General features: G+C 64.8%; 14 protein-coding genes and 4 pseudogenes. 10 read left to right on the forward strand and 8 right to left on the reverse strand.

Features of this window, described 5'->3' with window-relative positions; all coding sequences use genetic code 11:
* Nucleotides 1–210: 210 nt before the first annotated feature.
* Complete coding sequence (gene mnmA / locus ACVWW3_RS23570) at nt 211–1,392, reverse strand: tRNA 2-thiouridine(34) synthase MnmA (protein WP_456672153.1); 1,182 nt, start codon at nt 1,390–1,392, stop codon at nt 211–213.
* A 343-nt stretch (nt 1,393–1,735) separates the two neighbouring features.
* Here mnmA and ACVWW3_RS23575 point away from each other — a divergent pair.
* The 10 genes and pseudogenes from ACVWW3_RS23575 to ACVWW3_RS23620 all read left to right on the forward strand — a co-directional run bounded on the left by ACVWW3_RS23575 (nt 1,736) and on the right by ACVWW3_RS23620 (nt 12,859).
* A pseudogene (locus ACVWW3_RS23575) lies at nt 1,736–3,335 on the forward strand (flagellar hook-length control protein FliK).
* A gap of 13 nt (nt 3,336–3,348) precedes the next feature.
* A complete protein-coding gene (locus ACVWW3_RS23580) occupies nt 3,349–4,059 on the forward strand; it encodes a flagellar hook assembly protein FlgD (protein ID WP_456648483.1) in 711 nt (236 codons plus the stop codon).
* Nucleotides 4,060–4,295: 236 nt separating this feature from the next.
* Nucleotides 4,296–4,571, forward strand: coding sequence for a CtrA inhibitor SciP (gene sciP, locus ACVWW3_RS23585; protein ID WP_002714638.1), 276 nt, complete (start codon nt 4,296–4,298; stop codon nt 4,569–4,571).
* Between the two features lie 182 nt (nt 4,572–4,753).
* Nucleotides 4,754–6,365 (forward strand): annotated as a pseudogene (gene fliF / locus ACVWW3_RS23590) (flagellar basal-body MS-ring/collar protein FliF).
* A 32-nt stretch (nt 6,366–6,397) separates the two neighbouring features.
* Nucleotides 6,398–7,490, forward strand: a pseudogene (gene fliG / locus ACVWW3_RS23595) (flagellar motor switch protein FliG).
* Nucleotides 7,490–8,110, forward strand: a complete 621-nt coding sequence (locus tag ACVWW3_RS23600) for a FliH/SctL family protein (RefSeq protein WP_247343294.1) — start codon at nt 7,490–7,492, stop codon at nt 8,108–8,110. Before fliG ends, ACVWW3_RS23600 begins: the two are co-directional and overlap by 1 nt.
* A gap of 3 nt (nt 8,111–8,113) precedes the next feature.
* Entirely contained in the window at nt 8,114–8,464 is a 351-nt protein-coding gene (fliN, locus tag ACVWW3_RS23605; protein WP_247447549.1) for a flagellar motor switch protein FliN, read from the forward strand.
* A 44-nt stretch (nt 8,465–8,508) separates the two neighbouring features.
* Nucleotides 8,509–9,894, forward strand: a complete 1,386-nt coding sequence (gene flbD / locus ACVWW3_RS23610; RefSeq protein WP_247343288.1) for a sigma-54-dependent transcriptional regulator FlbD — start codon at nt 8,509–8,511, stop codon at nt 9,892–9,894.
* 214 nt (nt 9,895–10,108) lie between these two features.
* Nucleotides 10,109–11,565: pseudogene (gene tnpC, locus ACVWW3_RS23615) on the forward strand (IS66 family transposase).
* Between the two features lie 145 nt (nt 11,566–11,710).
* A complete protein-coding gene (locus ACVWW3_RS23620) occupies nt 11,711–12,859 on the forward strand; it encodes a M20 family metallopeptidase (protein WP_456672154.1) in 1,149 nt (382 codons plus the stop codon).
* Nucleotides 12,860–12,974: 115 nt separating this feature from the next.
* Here the strand turns inward: ACVWW3_RS23620 and ACVWW3_RS23625 are convergent, their stop codons facing one another.
* The 7 genes from ACVWW3_RS23625 to ACVWW3_RS23655 all read right to left on the reverse strand — a co-directional run bounded on the left by ACVWW3_RS23625 (nt 12,975) and on the right by ACVWW3_RS23655 (nt 18,615).
* Entirely contained in the window at nt 12,975–13,130 is a 156-nt protein-coding gene (locus ACVWW3_RS23625) for a hypothetical protein (protein WP_247424234.1), read from the reverse strand.
* A gap of 95 nt (nt 13,131–13,225) precedes the next feature.
* Nucleotides 13,226–13,807, reverse strand: a complete 582-nt coding sequence (locus ACVWW3_RS23630) for a flavin reductase family protein (RefSeq protein WP_354106079.1) — start codon at nt 13,805–13,807, stop codon at nt 13,226–13,228.
* 31 nt (nt 13,808–13,838) lie between these two features.
* Entirely contained in the window at nt 13,839–14,675 is an 837-nt protein-coding gene (locus ACVWW3_RS23635) for an ATP-binding cassette domain-containing protein (RefSeq protein WP_456648482.1), read from the reverse strand.
* A gap of 7 nt (nt 14,676–14,682) precedes the next feature.
* Nucleotides 14,683–15,489 carry an aliphatic sulfonate ABC transporter permease SsuC gene (ssuC, locus tag ACVWW3_RS23640; RefSeq protein ID WP_456648481.1) on the reverse strand — a complete coding sequence of 269 codons (807 nt, stop codon included), beginning with the start codon at nt 15,487–15,489 and terminating at the stop codon, nt 14,683–14,685.
* A complete protein-coding gene (ssuD, locus tag ACVWW3_RS23645) occupies nt 15,486–16,652 on the reverse strand; it encodes an FMNH2-dependent alkanesulfonate monooxygenase (RefSeq protein WP_456648480.1) in 1,167 nt (388 codons plus the stop codon). Before ssuD ends, ssuC begins: the two co-directional genes overlap by 4 nt.
* Before the next feature lie 8 nt (nt 16,653–16,660).
* On the reverse strand, nt 16,661–17,614 hold the full coding sequence (locus tag ACVWW3_RS23650) for a sulfonate ABC transporter substrate-binding protein (RefSeq protein ID WP_456648479.1): 954 nt from the start codon (nt 17,612–17,614) through the stop codon (nt 16,661–16,663).
* A gap of 38 nt (nt 17,615–17,652) precedes the next feature.
* On the reverse strand, nt 17,653–18,615 hold the full coding sequence (locus ACVWW3_RS23655) for a sulfonate ABC transporter substrate-binding protein (RefSeq protein ID WP_456648478.1): 963 nt from the start codon (nt 18,613–18,615) through the stop codon (nt 17,653–17,655).
* Nucleotides 18,616–18,840 lie beyond the last annotated feature (225 nt).

Raw genomic sequence — 18,840 nt, forward strand, 5'->3', positions numbered from 1 at the left:
AGAATTGATTATTGGTGAGATCGAAGTCAGCCCCGCGCGCGGTCTGGCACCTCTCCCGCTTGCGGGAGAGGTCGGCGCGTAGCGCCGGGTGAGGGCTTTATCCGCTCGCGATATATCGCGGGTGGAGAGAGCCCACTCCCCAACCCTCTCCCGCAGGCGGGAGAGGGGGCGCACTTCCGGTGTCGCGAGAGTGCGGTCCGATTTCATGGATTAGCCGCGCACGGCTTCGGCGAGCGGACGTGCCGTGCCGGTCGCAGCCTTCGCGGCGGCGCTTTGAATAAAGCCGCCGCCGAGCACACGCGCCTGGCCCGAGGGCGCGTCGTAAAACACGCAGGCCTGGCCCGGCGAGACACCCTCTTCGCCTGCGACGAGCTCGACCTCGTAATGGCCGTTCGCGCCACGCAGCCATGCCGGCTGGGGGCTGCGGGTCGAGCGTACGCGCACGAACATTTCGAGGCCGGCGCCGATCGCGCGGTCGATGTCGCCGTCGCCGATCCAGTTGACGTCGCGCAGCACGATTCGGTGCATCTTCAGCGCCTCGCGCGGGCCAACGACGACGCGGCGGTTGGCGGCCTCCAGCCGCACCACGAACAGCGGCGCGGCGGCGGCGATGCCGAGGCCGCGGCGCTGGCCGATGGTGAAATTGGCAATGCCGTTATGCCGGCCGAGCACGCGGCCGTCGAGATCGACGATCTCGCCGGGGTCCATCGCGTTCGGCCGCAGTCGGGTGATGATGTCGGTGTAGCGCCCTGTGGGCACGAAGCAGATGTCCTGGCTGTCGTGCTTGTCGGCGACCGCGAGACCGAAGCGCCGCGCCAGTTCGCGCGTCTCGGGCTTGGTCATGTCGCCGAGCGGAAAGCGCAAGTAATCGAGCTGCTCCTGCGTGGTCGCGAACAGGAAGTAGCTCTGGTCGCGATCGGCATCGGCGGCACACACCAGAGCGCGCGAGCCGTCGGCGCGGCGGCGCGAGGCGACGTAATGGCCGGTGGCGAGCGCGGTCGCCCCTAACTCGCGCGCGGTCTTGAGCAGGTCGCGGAACTTGACCGAGCGGTTGCACTCGATGCACGGCACCGGCGTCTCGCCGAGCGCGTAGCTGTCGGCGAAATTGTCGATGACGGACTCGCGAAAGCGGTCCTCGTAGTCGAGCACGTAATGGGGAATGCCGAGCTTGGCCGCGACGTCGCGGGCGTCGTGGATGTCCTGGCCGGCGCAGCAGGCGCCCTTGCGGTGGGTCGCGGCACCATGGTCGTAGAGCTGCAGCGTGATGCCGATGACGTCATAGCCTTCCGCCTTCAAAAGCGCAGCCGTCGTCGATGAATCGACGCCGCCCGACATGGCAACGACGACCCTGGTATCCTCAGGACGGCCTTCGAGATCCAGACTGTTGAGCATGGGCCTTAAAGCGTTGTGACGGCGGCGTTGGGCGATCCGCTGGATGCTTCCGGCGGGACATAAGCGATCCCCGGGAACTTTGGTTCCCGAAGGGCGGCTTGCCCGGTCGAAAGCGGCTGAGAGCTGTCTCTTTAATATAGGCGGCCTTCCGGTGAAGCAATCATGGGGGCGGCCAGTTAGGGCAATTCTTGCCGGGGAGGCAGAAATGACGGGGCTTTGAAAGGCCTTGCAGCAGCGGGGACGATTCTTCAAATCATTGATTTATCTTGATAAAACACCGAGGCGCGGGGCTGGCCCGCTCCTTGCTACCTCTTATGCCGAAGATGTTTCCGAGGGGTCGCCTGTGGTCGGTCGTACGTCAGATGTAGCGGCAAGCGCGCAAGTCCAGAGCGCGCAGCAAAAGCCTGCTCGGTCGCAGGCGTCGAAAGACACGTCCAACGACTCCTTCGGTTCGCTGGTCGACAGCAACACTCAAGCTATCAGCGACAGCGCGTCGTCCCCGGACACCGCACCGCGCCGGACCGATTCCTCGTCGTCCTCGGACAAGAGCCCGCGCGATCATTCGGCGACCGACCCGTCCTCGCAGAGCAAGGCCAGTGACGACACCGACAATTCCGCGCCGGCCAAGAACGATACCAAGAACGATACAACGGCCGATCCGGCCAAGGCGGATAGCAAGACCAAGGACAAGTCCGAGACCTCCGACGCCAAATCGGCGGACAAGTCCGACGACACCAAGGATAAGAAGACCGACGGCACCGATGGCCTTGCCGCCACCGTCAATGCCGCCGCAACCGCGCAAGTCGACGCGACGCCAGCCGCCGTGCCCGATCCCAGCGTCGTGGTGGCCGCGCCGGTCGTGCCGCTCGATCCGAACGCGGCCGCGAACCAGGCCGCCAGCACCGCCTCCTCGCCGCTGACGATCGCCGCCGCCGGCATCGCCGCCAGCGCATCCACCGCGGCGCAGATCGCCGGCGCCAAGACCGATACCGCGACGCCGGGCGACAAGAGCGCCAAGACCGCGGGCGCCAAGGTCGATGCCGCTACCTCGGCGACGCTGGCCGATGCCGCGACCGGGACGACCGACGCGACCGCGACCGATGCGAAGACCAATGGCGGCCTGATCGCCGCCGTCGACCAGGGCACGCCAAAAACTTCGTTCAAGGCCGTCGCGACCGCGCAAGGTGGGAGCGACGTCTCCAACATCGGCCAGGACACCGGCAAGGCGAACGCCGCGCAGACTCCGGCGACGGCAGCGTCCGCCAACGCGGTGCATCCGCAAGCCGACAAGCCGCCAATCGATGCGAACGCGGCCGACGCCAAGGCTGGGACTTCCGACCGCACGGCCGATGCGACACCGGCGACGGCAACACCGCATGCCCATGCGGGCACGCAGGCCGCTGTCCCCGCGACCGACACCAGCGCGCAGGCGGCCTCTGCCGTGCAGGCGCCGCTGACCAATACGACATCGGCCACGACCGCGACGCTCACCGCGACCGCGGCGAATGCCAACGCCATTCCGATCAGTGGCGTGCCGATCGAGATCGCGGCGGCCGCACGCGCGGGCAAGACCCGGTTCGACATCAGCCTCGATCCGCTCGACCTCGGCCGCATCGATGTCCGCATCAATGTCGACCGTAACGGCCAGATCACCTCGCATCTCACCGTCGAGAAACCGGAGACGCTGCAGATGCTGCGGCAGGACGCGCCGCAATTGCAGCGCGCGCTCGACGATGCCGGCCTCAAGACCGGCAGCAACGGGCTGTCCTTCAGCCTGCGCGACCAGAATTCGTCCGGCCAGAACTCCGGCCAGAACAACGACAATGGCGGTAATGCCCGCCGGCTGATCATCAGCGACGAGGAAGCAGTTCCCACAGCCCCGGTCGGGCGCAGCTACGTGCCGCATGCTCGGATCGAGCAGCGGCGTCGACATCAGAGTGTGAGGAGTATCGAGACATGACCACCACGACTGGCGCCACCGCTCCTTCGGTCGTCTCCGGCACGACCGATCTGACGAAATCCTCCACGTCGAGCTCGAGCCTGGGCTCGACCACCGGCGCGACGCTGGCGGGCAACTTCCAGACCTTCCTGACGCTGCTGACGACGCAGCTGCAGAACCAGAACCCGCTCGATCCGCTCGACACCAACCAGTTCACCCAGCAGCTGGTGCAGTTCGCCGGCGTCGAGCAGCAGCTCAAGACCAACGACTCGCTCTCCCAGCTGGTCACCCTGCAACAGACCACGCAGGCGACCCAGGCGCTCGGCTTCGTCGGCAAAACCGCCCTGGTTGACGGCACCACGGCGTCCATGACGAATTCGTCGGCGACCTGGCATCTCAACGTGCCCAGCGACGCGACGGTCGACATCACCGTCGCCAATGCCAGCGGCCAGACCGTGTTCACCGGCAAATATACCGCCGGCGCCGGCACGGACGTTCCGTTCACCTGGAGCGGCATGGGCAACGACGGCACGCAATGGCCCGACGGCAAGTACACGATCTCGGCCACGGGCAAGGATGTCGCCAACAACAATGTCGGCATCGCCGCGCAGGTGCAGGGCACGGTGTCGTCCGTCGACCTGACCCAGTCGCCGCCGCTGCTCACCATCGACGGCGCCAGCTACACCCTGAGCCAGGTGAAGAGCATCATCGCCACGGCCAGCAATTAAGGCCTGGGTGCACGGTTGAGAGGCCTTGCGAAGCCCCGCGCAGGCCTCGTTCGTTAGTAAAGTATTTAAAATACCCCCTCGGCCTGCCTGGATGCACCCTTCCCGCCGGTCGAGACGGCTGCGTTCCAGCCATTTTCAACGAGAATTGTATTGAAGCCTTAGGCTTAGCGGATTTTTAAGCCGCGATGCCTATGGTTGTGGCGTGAGTTCAGTGGTTGAGAGTTTGTGAGTACGCCATGACAGAACCCCATCGCCCGAGGGTAAAATACGTCATCGGGCCGGACGGCAGTCCGCTGACGATTGCAGATCTGCCCGCACCCGGCACCAAACGCTGGGTTATCCGCCGCAAGGCCGAAGTCGTCGCCGCTGTGCGTGGCGGGCTTCTCTCCCTTGAGGAGGCTTGCAGCCGTTATACCCTGACGGTAGACGAATTCCTTTCCTGGCAGTTTTCCATCGACCAGCACGGTCTGGCGGGGCTTCGCACCACCCGCATCCAGCAATACCGCCAGTAGGCAATCCGGAAATCTGCGGCTTTTGACGAAAATCGGACTCGCCTCGCGAGGCCGATTTTTTTCATGGCGCTACTTTTGTCGCAGCTCTTAACCTTCGTTAACCATATCGAAACCATCACCTAGGCAATAATTGCCCAGTCGGCCTTTCCTGTGAAAGCAGCCGAATCTATCGGGGCGGTTGCTTGCAAGGTCTTGCGGACTTTCTGAAGGGTATCGGAGCCCGCCCGGTTCGGGGCGATGATCGCGGTTACCGCCGCGCTTGTCGGCTTTTTCGCGTTCGTCATCATGCGCGTCACCACGCCGCAGATGACGACCCTGTTCACCGACCTCAGCGTCGAGGACTCCTCGGGCATTATCAAGGACCTGGAGCGCCAGGGCATCCAGTTCGAGCTGCGCAACGAGGGCACCATCATCATGGTGCCCAAGGACAAGGTCACCCGCCTGCGGATGAAGCTCGCCGAGGGCGGCCTGCCCAAGGGCGGCGGGGTCGGCTACGAGGTGTTCGACAAGTCGGACGCGCTCGGCACCACCTCTTTCGTCCAGAACATCAACCATCTCCGCGCGCTGGAAGGTGAGCTCGCCCGCACCATCCGCGCCATCGACCGCATCCAGGCCGCCCGCGTCCATCTGGTGCTGCCCGAGCGTCCGCTGTTCTCGCGCGAGGCGCCGGAGCCGTCGGCCTCAATCGTGGTCCGGGTCCGCGGCGCGCTCGAAGCCCAGCAGATCCGCGCCATCCGCCACCTGGTCGCCTCGGCCGTGAACGGCCTGAAGCCGCAGCGGGTCTCGATCGTCGACGAGACCGGGCAGCTGCTCGCCGACGGCGCCCAGACCGATCCGGACCAGCAGATCGGCGACGAGCGCCGCACCGCCTTCGAGAAGCGGATGCGCAAGCAGGTCGAGGACATCGTCTCCTCCGTGGTGGGGACGGGGCGCGCCCGGGTCCAGCTCTCCGCCGATTTCGACTTCAACAAGATCACCCAGACCTCGGACAAGTTCGATCCCGAAGGCCGCGTGCTGCGCTCGAGCCAAACCCGCGAAGAGCAGAGCATGACCGCCGACAACAACGGCCAGGTCACCGTCAACAACGAGTTGCCGGGCAACCAGCAGAACAGCGGCGTCGCGGCCAAGGACCAGAGCAAGAAGAGCGAAGAGACCAACAATTACGAGATCTCCCGCACCACCAAGACCGAAGTGACCGAAGCCGGCCGGGTCAACCGCATCTCGGTCGCGGTGCTGGTCGACGGCATCTACTCCAAGAACGATAAGGGCGATCTGGCCTACCAGGACCGCACCAAGGATCAGCTCGACCGCATCGCCACGCTGGTGCGTTCGGCGATCGGCTTCGACCAGAAGCGCGGCGACCAGGTCGAGGTCGTCAATTTGCGCTTTGCCGACGCCCCCTCCACCACCCCGATCGCCGAACCCTCCGGCCTGCTCGGCATGCTCCAGTTCACCAAGGACGACGTCATGTACTTCGTCGAGCTCGGCGTGATGATGCTGCTCGGTCTGATCGTGCTGTTCCTGGTGATCCGCCCGCTGGTCAAGCGCATCCTGGCATCCGACGAAGTCGCAGCCGCCATCTCCGGCGTTCTGACCGGCCCCGCCGCGAGCGACGATGCAGCGCCCAGCAGCCAGCCGCTCCTGCCCGGCGCCGCCGCAAGCGCGATCGACGTCGCTACCATCCAGGGCCAGGTCCATGCCCAGTCCGTGCATCGCGTCGGCGAGCTCGCCGAGCGCAACCCCAACGAAACCGTCGCCATCATCCGCCAGTGGCTGACCGAACCAGCCAAATAATCCGCGTCAAGTGAATCAAGAAGTGATCTGACATGGCCGCTGCCCTGCAAAATGCCAACTCCAACGACATCACCAGCGTGATCTCCACGCTTGGTCAGCGTGCCGGCAGCCGTGGAGGTGCGAAGGTCGAAGCCGTGGCGGGGCCGAAGCGTGCCGCGATCCTGATGCTGGCGTTGGGCGAGCAATATGGCGGCAAAATCTGGTCACTGCTCGACGACGACGAAGTGCGCCAGCTCTCGCTGGAGATGTCGACGCTCGGAACCGTCGAGGTCGACACTGTTGAGGACATGCTGCTCGAATTCGTCTCGCGGATGTCGGCCTCCGGCGCGCTGATGGGCAATTTCGACGCCACCGAGCGGCTGCTCCAGCAATATCTTGCACCCGAGCGCGTCAACGGCATCATGGACGAAATCCGCGGTCCGGCCGGCCCGCAACATGTGGGAGAAGCTCTCCAACGTGCAGGAAGAGGTGCTCGCCAACTATCTCAAGAACGAATATCCGCAGACCATCGCGGTCGTGCTGTCGAAGCTGAAGCCGGAACACGCCGCGCGCGTGCTCGGCATCTTCCCCGAGGATCTGGCGCTCGACGTCGTCAACCGCATGCTGAAGATGGAGGCGGTCCAGAAGGAGGTGATCGAGAGCGTGGAGAAGACGCTGCGCACCGAATTCATGTCCAACCTGTCACAGACCCGCCGCCGTGACGCCCACGAGGTGATGGCGGAAATCTTCAACAATTTCGACCGCCAGACCGAAACCCGCTTCATCACCTCGCTGGAAGAGGACAATCGCGAATCGGCCGAGCGCATCAAGGCGCTGATGTTCACCTTCGACGACCTCGTGAAGCTGGATTCCGGCTCGGCCCAGACCTTGATGCGCAACGTCGACAAGGACAAGCTCGGCGTCGCGCTCAAGAGCGCCAACGAGGACGTCCGCAATTTCTTCTTCGGCAACATGTCCTCGCGTGCGGCCAAAATGCTCCAGGACGACATGGCGGCGATGGGTCCGGTCCGCCTGCGCGACGTCGACGAGGCCCAGGCGCTGCTGGTCAACCTCGCCAAGGACCTCGCCGCCAAGGGCGAGATCATGCTGACCAAGAACCGCGCCGACGACGAGCTGGTGTATTGATGGGCGCTCCGGCAAAATTCCTGTTCGACAACGACTTCGCCGCGCCCGACCGGACGCGCGAGAAGGCCGCAACTGCGGCCGAGATCGCCCAGAAGGTCGCGGAAGCCGAGGCGCGCGCCTATCAAGACGGCTTTGCCGCCGGCCAGCGCGAGGCCAAGGCCGAGAGCGACCGCCGCGTCGCGCTCGCGATGGAAGAGATCAACATCGGAATTCGGGGCATTGCCTCGGGCATCGGCAACATCGAAACCAAGATGGAGACCGAGGCGGTCGACGTGGCGGTGGCGGTGGCGCGTAAGCTGTGCGCCGATCTGGTCGCCGCCGAGCCGCTCGGCGAGATCGTCGCGCTGATCAAGGACTGCTTCTCGCATCTGGTCGCGACGCCGCATCTCGTCATCCGCATCAACGACGCGCTCTACGACGCGGCCCGCGAGAACATGGAGCGGCTGGCCAAGCAGAGCGGCTTCGAAGGCCGGCTGGTGATTCTGGCCGAGCCCGAGATTGCTACCGGTGATTGCCGGATCGAATGGGCCGATGGCGGCGTCGTGCTGGAGCGCGGCGCCATCACAGCCAAGATCGACGAAATGGTGGGACGCTATGTTGCGTCCCGCAGGGGGAGCTAAGCCATGAGCGACACTGACGGACAGGTCCCGCTGCCCGATCTCAACGGCCCGATGCCGCCTGCCGGCACCGACGTCGGCTACAACGAGGACGAATATGCGATGCGCGCCGCCGCCGACCTCGAGGCCGTGTTCGACGTACCGGTGCAGGTCTCGGCCGTGCTCGGCCGCTCCAAGATGGACGTCAGCGAGCTGTTGAAGCTCGGGCCCGGGACCGTACTCGAGCTCGACCGGCGCGTCGGCGAAGCCATCGACATCTACGTCAACAACAAGCTGGTCGCCCGCGGCGAAGTGGTCCTGGTGGAGGACAAGCTCGGCGTGACCATGACCGAAATCATCAAGACTGAACGCGCTTAAAGCGATGACGCGCGGCAGCGCGACCAGACGGACAGGAGACTGATATGCGGCTTCTCATCGTTGGCACATTGAAGGGCCAGCTCACCACCGCCACCAAGATCGCGATGGCGAACGGTGCCACCGTGACCCACGCCGAGGATCACGAGCAGGCGATGCGCGTGCTGCGTGGCGGCAAAGGCGCCGACCTGCTGCTGGTCGACGTCGCCCTCGACATCCGCGACCTCGTGATGCGGCTCGAAGCCGAGCACATCCACGCTCCGATCGTCGCCTGCGGCATCACCAACGACGCCCGCGCCGCGGTTGCCGCGATCCACGCCGGCGCCAAGGAATACATCCCGCTGCCGCCGGACCCGGAGCTGATCGCAGCCGTGCTGGCCGCGGTCGCCAACGATTCCCGCGAGCTGGTCTACCGCGACGAGGCGATGGCCAAGGTGATCAAGCTCGCCCAGCAGATCGCGGGCTCGGACGCTTCCGTGATGGTCACCGGCGAATCCGGCACCGGCAAGGAAGTGCTGGCCCGCTACGTCCATACCCGCTCGGCCCGCGCCAAGCGCCCGTTCATCTCGATCAACTGCGCCGCGATCCCCGAGCATCTGCTCGAGTCCGAACTGTTCGGCCACGAAAAGGGCGCCTTCACCGGCGCGATCGCCCGCCGCATCGGCAAGTTCGAGGAGGCAACCGGCGGCACGCTGCTGCTCGACGAAATCTCGGAGATGGACGTCCGCCTGCAATCGAAACTGCTCCGCGCCATCCAGGAGCGCGTGATCGACCGCGTCGGCGGCACCAAGCCTGTCCCGGTGGACATTCGCATCATCGCGACCTCGAACCGCAATCTGGTTGAGGCCGTACGCGAAGGTACGTTCCGCGAGGACCTCCTGTTCCGGCTCAACGTCGTGAATCTGAAGATCCCGCCACTGCGCGAGCGTCCCGCCGACATTCTCGAGCTCGCCCAGCACTTCGTCAAGAAATACGCCGAAGCCAACGGCGTGCCGATGCGCCCGATCTCGGCGGAAGCGCGACGCGTGCTTTCCGCCAACCGCTGGCAGGGCAACGTCCGCGAACTCGAAAACACCATGCACCGTTCGGTCCTGATGGCGCAGGGCGACGAGATCGGCGCCGACGCCATCCTCACGCCGGACGGCGACCGCCTCGACCTCGCCAAGACCGCGCCGGCCGTGGCGCATGCCACCATGGCCGCCGAGCAGGTAACGCGGGCCCTGGTCGGCCGCACCGTCGCCGATGTCGAACGCGACCTGATCCTGGAGACGCTGAAGCACTGCCTCGGCAACCGGACCCATGCCGCCAACATCCTCGGCATCTCGATCCGCACGCTGCGCAACAAGCTCAACGAATATTCCGACGGCGGCATCCCGATTACGCCCGCCGGCACGCCGGGTGAATATCCGCGCATGCCGATGGTGGGGGCGTAGGCGCTCTACGCTGATCGAGAGAATGCGAATGCCCGGGCCAAGTCCCGGGCATTTTTGTTTGAATGCAGGCTACCGCCCTCGTCATTGCGAGCGCAGTAAAGCAATCCAGGATCTTTCCGCGGTGACAGACTGGATTGCTTCGCGTCGCGTAACTGCCCAGGTGGCCGTTTGTATTCTCTTGACTGACCACATGTGTTTGTGAGTCAAGGTATGGATGACGCCGCCAAATTCCTCATTGTCTGTGGATGCCCTGCTGGCCCTGATTGGGGAGTTGCAGGAGCGCAACCTGATGTTGGAGCAGCAGAACGCATTGCTGACGGTGCGTGTGGCCGATCTGGAGCGTCGGCTTGGTCTGGATAGCTCCAATAGCAGCAAGCCGCCTTCGAGCGATGGACCGGGGCCCAGGCTTCTCGCCGGACACAGAGCCTGCGTGAGCGAGGGTTGAAGAAGCCCGGCGGCCAGCCCGGCCATGCAGGCAAACACTTGAAGCGGTCCGAACGGGTCGATCATACGATCATGCATCGCCCTGTCAGATGCGGGCGCTGCCGAATGGCGCTGGAGGGTGAACTGCTGGAACTTGTCGGCAGCCGTCAGGTGTTCGATCTGCCGGCGCCGGCGCCGCTGCTCGTCACGGAGCATCAGCTCTATCGTTGCAAATGCAGCGGCTGTGGCGCGGTCACGACAGGATCGTTTCCACCCGAGGTAAGGGCGCCAGCGCAATATGGCGTCCGGTTGGCCGCTGTGGTGACCTATCTGTCGGCGGGACAGTTTCTGCCTGAAGATCGGCTCGGGCAAATCCTCTCCGATCTGTTTGGCGTGACCATCTCGGCCGGCACGATCGGACAAATGATCGCCCGGGCTGCCAGCCGGACGCAGGATTTCGCTGCGGCAGTCTGCGAGCAAATCCGCCGGGCACCGGTCAAGCATTTGGATGAGACCGGGTTCTGGGTGGGCGCCACGCCGCAATGGCTGCATGTCGCGGGCACCGCCGGGATCAATGGGCTGGTGCATTATCGCGTCTCACCCAGGCGCGGCGAGGTGCTGACGCAAGCGGCGCATATCGTTGTGCACGACCATTGGACATCCTATTTTCAGATGTCCGGTGTCACGCATGCGCTGTGCAATGCGCATCACCTGCGCGAGTTGACGGCGCTGGTGGACATCGATGGCGAGGCCTGGGCCCGGCGCATGCGCGGGTTGCTCCGCTGCCTGTGCCACGAGGTCAATCTGGCGTCAGAGCATCCAACCGATCAGACAGGCGCGCTGCGTCCCAGCAGAATCCGCGCCGCCGAGCGACTTTATGACCGCATTATCCGCGCCGGTATCGCCTGGCACGAGGCGCTACCCGCGCTGCCTCGCGACATCAAGCGCGGGCGGATCAGACGGCGCACGGGCCATAATCTCCTGTTGCGCCTCAAGTTACATAAAGAGGCGGTGCTGCTGTTTCTGCACAACTCGGCAGTGCCGTTTACCAACAACGAGGCCGAGCGCGATGCTCGGATGATGAAATTGCGGCAGAAGATCTCTGCCGGCTTCCGCACCTCACAAGGCGCAGACAATTTCGCCACGCTTCGCACCCTGATCGGTACCGCTCGAAAGCGCGGATGGAACATGCTCGAAACATTGTCCCGATGCCCCACACAACTCATCCACAAACTCAGCGTCGCCTAACCGAGCAAACGGACCTGGGCAGTTACCGCTTCGCTCGCAATGACGGCGTTGAGGGCGGTTCTCGCATAACGGGACCGCGCTACGTGACTAGGCCATCCGCAGGCAACGCCCTATAACCCCGCATGAAAACCACGCGAGGGTAAACATGTCTGAAGCTCAAATCACGGACTGGCTGGCGACGCAGCGGCAGGCGATGATCGACCTGCTGCGCGATGTCGTGAACATCGATTCCGGGTCCTATGACAAGGAAGGCGTCGATGCGGTCGGGGCGCGGTTCGAGCGGCATTTTGCCGAGCACGGCATCCCGTTCCGGCGTGAAAACAACGCCACCTTCGGCGATGCGATCCATGCCGACGTCGCAAAGCCCGGCAGCAACGAGAAGCCGGTGCTGTTGATGGGACATCGCGACACCGTGTTCGGCAAGGGCGAGGCCGGGCGGCGTCCGTTCACGATTCAAGACAAGCGCGCCTATGGTCCGGGCGTTGCCGACATGAAGTCGGGCGTCGTCATGAACATATTCGTGGCGACCGCCTTCCATAAATTCGGCGGCAGCCCGCACCCGATCAAGGTGCTGATCACCTCGGACGAGGAGATCGGCTCGCCCTCCTCCCGGCCGGTGATCGAGCGCGAAGGACGCGCCGCGCGCGCCGTGTTCAATTCCGAGCCGGGCCGCCCGACCGGCAATATCGTCACGGGGCGCAAGGGCGGCATCTTCATGCATGTCGCCATCACTGGCAAAGCCGCGCATTCCGGCGCCAATTTCGCCGCCGGCGTCAGCGCGATCGGCGAGCTCGCGCACAAGATCGTGCAGATCCACGCGCTGACCGATCTCGACAAGGGCATCACGCTGAACGTCGGTCTCGTCTCGGGCGGGCAGTCCGTCAACACGACGGCGCCTTACGCGGAGGGGCAGATCGACATGCGCTACGTCGATCCCGCGGATCGTGCGAGGGTGATGGCCGCGATCGAGGCGATCATCGCGACGTCTTACGTGCCGGGCACCAGCGCGACGCTGACGGTCAAGGGCGAGTTCGTCCCGGTGGTGCAGAGCGCCGATTCAAAAGCGCTGTTCGAAAATTATCAGGCCGCAGCAAGGCAGGCCGGCCTCACCACGCTCCAGGGTGAGTTCTCTGGCGGCTGCGCCGATTCCGGCTTCACCGCCGCGGTCGGCACGCCGACCATCTGTGGCCTCGGCCCCGTCGGCGGGCTTGCGCACACGCCGGAGGAATATCTCGAGCTCGACAGCATCGTGCCTCGCGCACAGGCGCTGGCGCTGGCGATTTTGCGAGGGTGATGTAGGTGCCGCAGGGTGGGCTAAGGCGCACTTGCGCCGTGCCCGCCATTGGTTTTCGTTGGATAGAAGTGGTGGGCACGCTTCGCTTTGCCCACCCCACGAGACCTACCGTATTCTATGAATAACTCGGCGCGTCCGGCTTGCGGAAGATGTGGATGGGGTCGCCCGGCACGATCGGTTGGCCGCTGAACATGGCATAGGCGTAGAGCGCGAGATAGGCGATCGCGAGCGCGCCGACCGCGTAGAAGGCCCAGGTCGCGACGCGTTTCATCATTGCGCTCCATTGCCGCCCTGGCGGGAGGCCAAGGTGCTTCTAGAGCGATGAAAGCGAAAAGGCCAGCCTGTGCGCCCCTCGGCCGGCGGCGATCAAATGCCGCGCCGGAGGTGGGTGGGAACGCTGACGTCCGCAAGCCTGGCCGCGTCTTCGTCCTGATCGACCGCCACGTACTGGCCGTGCCAATAGGCCAGGGCAGCGTTGCGGGTGGAATTCCTGACATCCCGGACACGGCCGATGACGATGCCATGCGAATGGCGCTCGACGATCTCCTCGACCTCGCAATCGACGGCGGACAATGCGCCGACCAGCAGCGGAACGCCCGAAACCGCCGTTACCCACCGGGCGCCCGCGAAACGATCGGCACCCTTGAGCCCTCCCTTGCCGGCAAAGCGCTCGGCGACGTCGAGCTGATCGGCCGCGAGGATGTTCACGCCGAAAGCGCCGTGGCGCCGGATCAGCGGGAAGGACGAGGCATCGCGATTGATGCTGACGATCAGCGTCGGCGGCTCGACCGACAGCGAGGCGACGGAAGTGACCGTCATGCCGGTAATGTCCTTGCCTCGCCCGGCGGTGATGACGCTGACGCCGCCGGTGAGGTGGCGCATGGCGCCGCGGAAATCGGCGGACGTGACGGCAATTTCGGTCATGAGATCGCGGGGCACTACATTCATGGCATCGCCCCCAAACGGGGTCCCTCGCTATTTAGGTACGATCGTCCGCCGACAAAAGGTGGCTCAGGATCGAGCCTTCGAGACCCGCGAGCTCGGCCGAGCCGCGTTCGCGGGGCCGGGCCATGTTAACCACGACGTCATGGGCGATCCGCCCCTCCTCGATCACCAGCACCCGGTCGGCCAGCGCGACCGCCTCGGCGACGTCGTGGGTCACCAGGATCGCGGTAAAGCCCTGGTCGCGCCAGACGCGCTCCAGCAACCGCTGCATCGAGATACGGGTCAGCGCGTCCAGTGCGCCGAGCGGCTCGTCGAAGGCGAGCACCCGCGGACGCGAGACCAGCGCGCGGGCAAGGGCTACGCGCTGCTTCTGGCCACCCGACAGCACCGAGGGCCACTGGTCGCGCTTGTCGGTCAGCCCGACCTCGGTCAGCGCCTTCTCGGCGCGCGTGTGCGCGTCACTGGATGAACGATCGCGACCGAGACCGACCTCGACATTGGAGAGAACGCGAGCCCAGGGCAACAGCCGGGGCTCCTGGAACATCACGCGGATATCCTCGGGTTTCACCGCGTCGCCGAGCGAGATGCTGCCGGCGTCAGATTTTTCCAGGCCGGCGATCAGGCGAAGCAGCGTGCTCTTGCCGCAGCCGCTCTTGCCCACGATCGCGACGAACTGGCCGGCCGGGATGTGCAAATCGATGCCGCGCAGCACCTCATTGTCGCCGTAGGATTTGCGCAAAGCCCGGATGCTGAGCGGCAAACCGCTGGTCTGCGCCGGCCGCTCCTCGCGCAGCACACGGGCGTGAGGCGCGAAATTGGCACGGCCGGCGAGCTCGGTTTCCGGAAGGGAGGTACGAAGGGCTGTCTGCATGTCACTCTCAACGTTTCTGGAAGGCGGGGTGCCAGGAGAGCGTCAGGCGCTCCAGCACGCGGGAGGCGCTGTCGGCGAGCTTGCCGAGCAGCGCGTAGATCAGGATCGAGAGCACGACGACGTCGATCAGCATGAACTCGCGCGCCTGCATCGCCATGTAGCCGAGGCCCGAAGACGCCGCGATGGTCTCGGCGACGATCAGGGTCAGCCACATGATGCCGAGCGCGAAGCGGATGCCGACGAAGATCGAGGGCAGCGCGCCCGGGAAGATCACGCGCCGGAACAGCTCGCCATCGCTCATGCCGTAGATGCGGCCCATCTCGATCAACTGGGGATCGACGGTGCGGATGCCGTGCAGCGTGTTGAGGTAGATCGGGAAGAACACGCCGAGCGCCACCAGGAACAACTTCGCGCTCTCGTCGATGCCGAACCACAAGATGACCAGGGGGATCAGTGCCAGATGCGGCACGTTGCGCACCATCTGGAGCGTGGTGTCGGTGAGCTTTGAGGAGAGCTGCGACAGGCCGTTGGCGAGACCGAACGCGAAGCCGATGCTGCCGCCGATCAAAAAGCCGATCGAGGCGCGCCAGAACGAGACCCAGATGTTGCGAATGAGCTCGCCGGAGAGCAAAAGCTTCCAGCCCGCAAGCACGACGTCGCTCGGCGCCGGCAGCACGCGCGTCGGCACAAAGCCAGTGACGCTGGCAACCTGCCAGATCGCGATGATGGCGAGCGGCACGATCCACTGGATCAGGCCGTCGAGGCGCGGCAGGCGAAAACTGCGCGGGAACGAAACGCTGTCGATCAGGCTCATGACTGCGACACCTTGTGCTGCGGACGGAAGTCGCTGCCGACCGTCTCACCAAAGGGGCCGCCGTTGAAGTGAAGCTTGGTCACGTTGCTGGGCTGCTCCAGCGAAAGCAGCGGGAACACCAGCTCGGCGAAGCGATAGGCTTCCTCCAGATGCGGGTAGCCCGACATGATGAAGGTATCGATGCCGATGTCCTGATACTCCTTGATACGGGCCGCGACGGTCTGGGCGTCGCCGACCAGTGCCGTGCCGGCGCCGCCGCGCACGAGGCCGACACCGGCCCACAGGTTCGGAGCGATCTCGAGCTTGTCGCGCTTGCCGCCATGCAGCTGTGCCATGCGCTGCTGGCCGACGGAATCCATCCGCTCAAAGTTCTTCTGCGCCGTGGCGATGGTCTCGTCGCTGACATGCTTGATCAGCTCGTTGGCAGCCTGCCAGGCCGCTTCATTGGTCTCGCGGACAATCACGTGGAGCCGGATGCCGAAGGACAATTTTCGGCCACGTGCTGCTGCGAGCTCCCTCACCTTGGCGATCTTCTCCGCGACCAGCGCCGGCGGCTCACCCCAGGTGAGATATTTGTCGACGGCGTCGACGGCGACGTCGATGCCGGCATCCGACGAGCCGCCGAAATAGAGCGGCGGCCGCGGCGACTGCACCGGCGGAAACAGCAGCTTGCCGCCTTCGACATGGATGTGCTTGCCCTCGACATTGACGGTCTTGCCGGCGAGCAGGTCGCTATAGACGTTGAGAAACTCGCGGGTGACGTCGTAGCGCTCGTCATGGCCGAGGAAGATGCCGTCGCCCTTGTTCTCGACGGGATCGCCGCCGGTGACGACGTTGACCAGAAGCCGGCCGTTGGTGATGCGGTCGAGCGTCGCCGTCATGCGCGCGGCCACGCTCGGCGATTGCAGGCCGGGCCTGACGGCCACGAGATAGCGCAGCCGCTCGGTGAACGGCGCGACCGAGGAGGCGACGATCCAGGAATCCTCGCAAGATCGCCCGGTCGGCAGCAGCACGCCGAAATAGCCGAGCTGGTCGGCGGCCTGCGCGATCTGGCGTAGATAGTTGAAATTGACCTCGCGGCCGCCAACGCCGGTGCCGAGATAGCGGCCGTCACCGTGGGTCGGCAGGAACCAGAGGATGTTGGCGTTTGCTTGCTTGCTCATGTGCTTGCTCATGATCCTGGCTTCCGCGCCACGTCGGAAATCTTGATGGATTTGGGAATCAGGTTGAGCGCGAAGAACGCGTCGGCAACCTGCTGCTGATCGGCGACGACGGCGTCGGTGATCGGCTTGATGCCGTAGGCCTGCCGCTTCAGCGCCACCTCGACCACGGGGACCGGCAGGCCGATCGCGGGCGCCAGCTGCTCGGCGACCGCGTGAATGTCGCCCTCGGCCCAATCGTCGACCGCGCTCAGCTCGGCCAGCACGGCGTCGACGATCTCAGGATTGGCTTCGAGGAATTTCTTCGAGGAGAAATAGAACTGGTAGTTCGCCACGATGTCGGTACCGTCAGCGAGCGTACGTGCGCCGGTCGCCGCTTCCGCGGCGGCCTGGAACGGATCCCAGATCACCCAGGCATCGACCGCGCCGCGCTCGAAGGCGGCGCGCGCATCGGCTGGCGCCAGAAATACCGGCTCGATCTCGGAATATTTGACGCCGGCCTTCTCGAGTGCCTTGACCAGGAGATAGTGGACGTTGGAGCCCTTGTTGAGCGCGACCTTCTTGCCCTTGAGATCGGTGACAGACTTCAGCGGGCTGTCTTTCGGCACCAGGATCGCCTCGCCCTTCGGGGCCGGCGGCTCGTAGGCGACATACTGGATCGGGGCGCCGGCGGCTTGCGCGAAGATCGGCGGGGCTTCGCCGGTGTTGCCGAAATCGATCGCGCCGACATTGAGCGCCTCGAGCAGCGGCGGGCCGGAGGGGAATTCGGTCCACACCACCTTGTAGCCGTTGGCCGCGAGCTTCGGCTCCAGCGTGCCCTTGCTCTTGAGCAGCACCAGCTTGCCGTATTTCTGATAGCCGATGCGGACCACCTTGTCCTGACCGTAGGAGGTGCCGACCGCGGCGGCGACGATGCCGATCGAGAACACGATGGCCGCGATCAGACGCTGAATGATACGTCTCATGTTCAAACCCTTCTGGATGGGAAGATCGGTCGGCACGATCAGGCTGCCGGGTTGCGCCAGACGATGTCGCGAACGACGATCGGCTTGGGGATCAGGCCGAGCTTGTAGAAGCGGTCGGCAACGCCCTGCTGGGTGACGACGATGTCGTCGGTGACGGGGCCGACCACGTAGTTCGCGCGATTGGCTGCGACGGTCTGGATATCCAGCGGGACGCCGGTGATCGCGGCGAGCGATCTCGCGACCTCGTCGCGGTTCTGTTCGGCCCATTTGCCGGCCGCCGTCGTCACGTCGACGATCTGTTGCAGGATCGCACCGTGGTTCTTCGCGAAATCGCGGTTGGCGATGTAGAAGGAATTGGTCTTGGTGACTTCGCGCGCATTGATCAGGATGCGGCCGCCCTGCTTGGTCTCGCCGATCGCAAAATACGGATCCCAGATCGCCCAGGCCTCGATGCTGCCATTGGCAAAGGCAGGCCCGGCATCCGGCGGCGTCAAATAGACCGGCGTGATGTCGGCGTAGGTGAGACCGGCCCTTTCCAGCGCCTGCACCACGATGTTATGGGCACTGGAGCCCTTGGTGAAGCCGATGCGCTTGCCCTTCAAGTCAGCGATGGTGCGGATCGGCGAGCCCCTCGGCACCAAAATGCCCTGGCCGTTGGTGATGGGCTGGCCGGCGGCATAGACGATTGCCGCGCCCGCGGCCTGGGCGAACACCGGCGGGGAATCGCCGACCGAGCCGAAATCGACGCTGCCGACATTCATCGCCTCCATCATCGGAGGCCCCGAGGAAAACTCGACCCATTTCACCTCGATGCCTTGCGGATTGAAATGTTTTTCCAAGGCCGCCTGCTGGCGCGTGATGACCAGCACGCCGGTCTTCTGGTAGCCGACACGAATTTCCTTCAGCGCGCCTTGTGACGTTCCTTGCGCGTTGGCGCGCGAGGCGAATGCAGCGACTGCCGCAGTTCCGACGGATAATTTGAGAAAGTCGCGACGCTGCATTCCGCACTCCCGGCCGCACGTGGCCGTCATCATTCATCTTGCCCAAATGATGGTGCGACTTATCGGAGGTGTCGAGACGCGCGAGAAAATAGCGATGCGAGCACTGCGCCCGGTGCCGCGCGCACGATTAATCTTTCAAGCGGTGGAGCGAATGAAGATGGAATTTTTCTGCACGCGGATGTGAATGCCGAGCGCGTTGGGTCTCACGACTCGCGACCGGACCAA

Source organism: Bradyrhizobium sp. LM2.9 (assembly GCF_054056555.1).

Bases quoted from the DNA above. Each gene is read 5' to 3' on its own strand.
- mnmA (WP_456672153.1), bottom strand. From the start codon at position 1,392: ATGCTCAACAGTCTGGATCTCGAAGGCCGTCCTGAGGATACCAGGGTC.
- ACVWW3_RS23580 (WP_456648483.1), top strand. From the start codon at position 3,349: ATGACCACCACGACTGGCGCCACCGCTCCTTCGGTCGTCTCCGGCACG.
- sciP (WP_002714638.1), top strand. From the start codon at position 4,296: ATGACAGAACCCCATCGCCCGAGGGTAAAATACGTCATCGGGCCGGAC.
- ACVWW3_RS23600 (WP_247343294.1), top strand. From the start codon at position 7,490: ATGGGCGCTCCGGCAAAATTCCTGTTCGACAACGACTTCGCCGCGCCC.
- fliN (WP_247447549.1), top strand. From the start codon at position 8,114: ATGAGCGACACTGACGGACAGGTCCCGCTGCCCGATCTCAACGGCCCG.
- flbD (WP_247343288.1), top strand. From the start codon at position 8,509: ATGCGGCTTCTCATCGTTGGCACATTGAAGGGCCAGCTCACCACCGCC.
- ACVWW3_RS23620 (WP_456672154.1), top strand. From the start codon at position 11,711: ATGTCTGAAGCTCAAATCACGGACTGGCTGGCGACGCAGCGGCAGGCG.
- ACVWW3_RS23625 (WP_247424234.1), bottom strand. From the start codon at position 13,130: ATGAAACGCGTCGCGACCTGGGCCTTCTACGCGGTCGGCGCGCTCGCG.
- ACVWW3_RS23630 (WP_354106079.1), bottom strand. From the start codon at position 13,807: ATGAATGTAGTGCCCCGCGATCTCATGACCGAAATTGCCGTCACGTCC.
- ACVWW3_RS23635 (WP_456648482.1), bottom strand. From the start codon at position 14,675: ATGCAGACAGCCCTTCGTACCTCCCTTCCGGAAACCGAGCTCGCCGGC.
- ssuC (WP_456648481.1), bottom strand. From the start codon at position 15,489: ATGAGCCTGATCGACAGCGTTTCGTTCCCGCGCAGTTTTCGCCTGCCG.
- ssuD (WP_456648480.1), bottom strand. From the start codon at position 16,652: ATGAGCAAGCAAGCAAACGCCAACATCCTCTGGTTCCTGCCGACCCAC.
- ACVWW3_RS23650 (WP_456648479.1), bottom strand. From the start codon at position 17,614: ATGAGACGTATCATTCAGCGTCTGATCGCGGCCATCGTGTTCTCGATC.
- ACVWW3_RS23655 (WP_456648478.1), bottom strand. From the start codon at position 18,615: ATGCAGCGTCGCGACTTTCTCAAATTATCCGTCGGAACTGCGGCAGTC.